Below are 2,977 nucleotides of genomic sequence, written 5' to 3'. Positions count from 1 at the left end.
GGCCCGGCGTTGGGAAACGCCGGGCCGCCGAAGGAGGTGCCGCAGTGCGGTTCAGGAAGCAGCGATGACGTGGACCCGTTGCGGTTCCTGGGTGTTGTGTTGTTCAGCCCAGGCCAGGAGAGCCATGGTGCACGCGTGGTCCTGGTGGCGCAGTCCTGTGAGGTCCAGGTGGATCGGCCGGTCGGCGGGCAGGGAGCCCAGTGCGTCGAGGAGTTTCGGCAGGCGCAGGAAGGTGGCGTAACCGGCGATACGGACCATCAGCGGTCCGGTGTCATCGTTGTGACTGACGTCGATCTGGATGTGCGAGATGTCCCAGGCGGTTTTCACCACGGACAGTGCCAGACCGATCAGCACGCCCTCGAACATGTTGACGGTCACGATGGCTGTGGCGGTGGTGAGCAGGATGATCGCCTCGCCACGGTGTGCGCGCCACATCGGACCCATCTGCCGCAGGGGCAGCAGTTTGAATCCGGCGTAGATGAGTACGCCGGCCAGGGCCGCCACCGGGACCAGTCCCAGCACCGCGGGGAACAATGCCGCGAACAGCAGCAGCCACACTCCGTGCAGAACCCGGGACGCCTTGGTCTTCGCTCCCGCCTGGACGTTGGCCGCGCTGCGGACGATCACCGCGGTCATGGGCAGTGCCCCGAGCAGCCCGCACACCGCGTTGCCCGCGCCCTGGGCCATCAGCTCCTTGTCGAAGTGGGTACGGGGACCATCGTGGAGGCGGTCGACGGCGGCGGCGCTGAAGAGGCTCTCCGCGGAGGCGATGAGGGTGAAGGCCAGGACCGTGGCGAGCACACCGAGCCCGGTCAGTGCCCCGACCCCTTGTACGGAGGGGAAGTTGACCGCGTCCAGGAGACCGCTGATCTCGACGGTGGCCACCGGCAGATCGAGTACGGCCGCGCCCAGCGATGTGATCAGAACTGCGGCCAGGGCACCAGGCACCCGCCGCAGCGTCCCTGGCATCCACCGCCACAACGCGCACACGGCGATGGCTGTACCGCCCAGAGCGAGCGCGGACGCGGCGGCCGGTGAAGCGGCCACCACGCCGATCAGTGCGGGCAGTCCGGTGATTTTCCCGATGCCGGAGGCGGGCGCCGGTGTGTCGGCCAGTGTGTACAACTGAGCGGCGATGATCACCAGTCCGATGCCGGCGAGCATTCCTTCAACGACGGCGACCGAGATCGCACGGAACCAACTGCCGAGCCGCATGGCGCCGAGCGCGATCTGGAGAAGCCCGGTGGCCAGCACAATGACGCCCAGCGTCGGCAGACCGTAACTGCGGACGGCTTCAGTCACAAGCACGGTCAACCCGGCTGCGGGCCCGCTGACTTGAAGACTGCTGCCAGGAAGGAGACCGGTGAGCAGACCGCCGACGATACCGGTGATCAGCCCGAGTTCGGCGGGCACGCCGGAGGCGACCGCGACGCCTACACACAGAGGCAGGGCGACGAGGAAGACAACGAGAGAGGCGGGAGCGTCGGTGCGCAGCGCGTGCCCGACGGTTTTCAGTTGAGGCATGAGGGTGTTCCTTGTCGGCGCGTGGTGGGGGGTTTGGCCGGCCGGAGGCAGCGTCGCGGTTCAGGCGCCGCGCACGAGGGTTCTCACAACGGCCGGAATACACGGGAAAGGCTGGAAGACACCAGGACCTGGCCGCTCTCGACGGCATAGAACCAGCCGTGCAGCCGCAGTCGGCCTGCCGCGAGACGCCCGGCGACGCAGGGGTAGCTGCGCAGACGGTCCAACTGTGTCATCACGTGGCATTGCGCCACCGCGGTCGGATCTACGTTCGTCGGCGTGTGATTCGACGACGCGCTGGTGTGGGCAGGGCGATGTCCGGCCCAGGACAGTCATCGCCGAACAAGCGGCAGTGATTCGACGCTCCGCCGGTTCATCCGGTCGGCGATCGCGGCTGGGAAGTTTCGGGCATGGTCGATGAGCGGTTGCATGGTCGGCCTCGTGCTCGTCGTACGGATGAGTGTGCGTACGGGAGGCGTTCACAGCCAGTGGGCACACCTCAGCGACGGCGCGCGGGACGCCTGAGCAGAAAGGGGTGTGGGCTGGGAAACGCGGGGCCGCTCAGTAGCGGAAGGTCTGCAGAGTGCTGGGAGTGGGCGCGGCAGCGCCGGTGGGACGGTGTCTGTTGCGGGCCGTCGCGGGGTACGAAACGGCTGTGGAGCCGCGGGTTTCCCAGGCGGCGTCGTCCATCTGACTGCCGTCGGCCGCCCCCATGGCGCCGGGGCTGTTCTGGACCCGATTGGGCAGCGCGAGAGGATCTTGCTGATCGTCGTGGAGACTGCTCGGCGCTTGGATCTGGTCGAACAGCAGATGCGGACCGCTGCGGATCTGGTCTGGTGTCTGGCCCGCCGCATTGACGCGAGGAGTGGTCCCGGCGTGGTGTGGGGTGACAGCGTGCACCAGGACGACGGCGACGAGCATGAGCAGAGCCGCCACTGCACGACGTACCACCAGCACACCTCCCTCGACCGGCTGCCGTTGTGGACACGTTACCGTCCACGACCGGACCATCACGCCCAACTCCCTTGCTCCCTGGGTGTGATGGAGACCACGGAACGGAACCCGTCGGTCCCTACCGGGGCAGGGCGGCGCGGTTCACTCGTGAGGTAGCCGGCCGCCGTGCGTTCGGCCGGCTCGATGAGGCCGTGTGCTTCGTGGAGGCGTACGGCCTTGGGGCTGCGCCCTGTCCGGGCGCCGATGCGGCCGACGACACCCACCGCTGGACCGGGCGTGCAGCGCCCGTCCGGTGTTGTGCGGGCGGCGGGTTTCGCGGCGCTGTGTGTGCTGCTTCCACCGCTGGGGCAACGGGCGTTCAACGGCCACCTGCCCTCCGGCATCGCGTGTGAGTGGGACGCAGCCCGCTAAAGAGGTGGGTTCCAGTCCGGGCCGCTGCGGCGCTAGGGCCTGTGTGATGTCGTGATCAATCGGCTGCTCGCAGGAGGTCCTCGAGCCAGAT

3 protein-coding genes are annotated in these 2,977 nt (G+C 68.2%); all 3 read right to left on the bottom strand.

Features of this window, described 5'->3' with window-relative positions; translation table 11 throughout:
• Window positions 1–51 precede the first annotated feature (51 nt).
• The 3 genes from GA0115259_RS28075 to GA0115259_RS28065 all read right to left on the bottom strand — a co-directional run bounded on the left by GA0115259_RS28075 (window position 52) and on the right by GA0115259_RS28065 (window position 2,472).
• Window positions 52–1,524 carry a SulP family inorganic anion transporter gene (locus GA0115259_RS28075; protein WP_093602225.1) on the bottom strand — a complete coding sequence of 491 codons (1,473 nt, stop codon included), beginning with the start codon at window positions 1,522–1,524 and terminating at the stop codon, window positions 52–54.
• Between the two features lie 83 nt (window positions 1,525–1,607).
• Window positions 1,608–1,853: a carbonic anhydrase gene (locus tag GA0115259_RS42230; RefSeq protein WP_256098174.1), complete on the bottom strand. Its 246-nt coding sequence runs from the start codon at window positions 1,851–1,853 to the stop codon at window positions 1,608–1,610.
• A gap of 229 nt (window positions 1,854–2,082) precedes the next feature.
• Window positions 2,083–2,472 (bottom strand): hypothetical protein, encoded by a 390-nt coding sequence (locus GA0115259_RS28065; RefSeq protein ID WP_141716718.1) that lies wholly within the window; start codon window positions 2,470–2,472, stop codon window positions 2,083–2,085.
• Window positions 2,473–2,977 lie beyond the last annotated feature (505 nt).

The sequence above is a fragment of the Streptomyces sp. MnatMP-M17 genome (assembly GCF_900091995.1).
GTDB lineage: Bacteria > Actinomycetota > Actinomycetes > Streptomycetales > Streptomycetaceae > Streptomyces.
Note: the sequence above shows the minus strand (reverse complement) of the source record. Positions and strands in the feature narration are given on the sequence as shown.